At 63.4% G+C, this 443-nt stretch carries 1 pseudogene; it reads right to left on the reverse strand.

Features of this window, described 5'->3' with window-relative positions:
• Positions 1-443 (reverse strand): annotated as a pseudogene (locus LG367_RS18455) (hypothetical protein); the annotation flags it as partial.

Raw genomic sequence — 443 nt, forward strand, 5'->3', positions numbered from 1 at the left:
CCCGCTGCGAAGCTGTTCTCACCTGCAGCCACGCTCTCCATGCCCACCGCAGTGGCACCTGTACCTTCCACCACGTTGTCGCTACCAAAGGCGTTGCCGTTCTTACCGAACACCGTGTTCCCACGGCCCACAGCATTGCTGCCTTCACCCTCGGCCACGTTGAAATGACCCACCGCAGTGCTGTTCGCACCGCTGGCGACGTTCACGTAACCCACCGCCGTCGAGCCTTCTCCCGATGCCGTGTTCAACACGCCTACCGATGTGCTCTCCGTCCCTACCGCGGTCGAGCCGCTACCCACCGCCACCGACAAGTCGCCTGCCGCCGACGCATCCTTGCCGATCGCGATCGCATCCTCACCGGTTGCGCCGTCGTTCTCTTCGTTGCCGCCACCTTCAGAGTTCACGCTGTAGTAGCGTGTGCGCGTCGATTCCACTCGCGCTTC

Source organism: Luteimonas panaciterrae (genome assembly GCF_020511115.1).
GTDB classification, from domain to species: domain Bacteria; phylum Pseudomonadota; class Gammaproteobacteria; order Xanthomonadales; family Xanthomonadaceae; genus Luteimonas; species Luteimonas panaciterrae.